Here is a 283-nt window from a genome sequence, read left to right as displayed (position 1 = left end):
TCAGTGTGTCGCCGTCAACATCACTTGCCAACACGGCGCCTTCCAAAGTGCCATCTTCAGCAACGGTAAATGCCGCCGAAGGGGCCACGGGCGCATCGTTGACGGCGGCCAGGTTGAAACTTAGCGTATACTCTACGTCCGGCGTCACGCCGTCGCCGATCGTATAAGTCACGACGACCGGGCCGTTGTAGTTGGCGTCGGGCGTGAAGGTCCAGCCCTCCGCCGTAGCCACCAAAGTGCCGTGATCGGCCGAAACCGTCTGCACCGTCAGGTCGCCGTCGAG

General features: G+C 62.2%; 1 protein-coding gene. It reads right to left on the bottom strand.

Annotated features, from left to right (window positions below):
• A partial coding sequence (locus tag ABAC402_RS40535; RefSeq protein ID WP_031236151.1) for an Ig-like domain-containing protein occupies window positions 1–283 on the bottom strand: 283 nt, incomplete at both ends.

It is taken from the genome of Asticcacaulis sp. AC402 (assembly GCF_000495835.1).
GTDB lineage: Bacteria > Pseudomonadota > Alphaproteobacteria > Caulobacterales > Caulobacteraceae > Asticcacaulis.
This window is presented reverse-complemented; position numbering and strand designations above follow the sequence as displayed.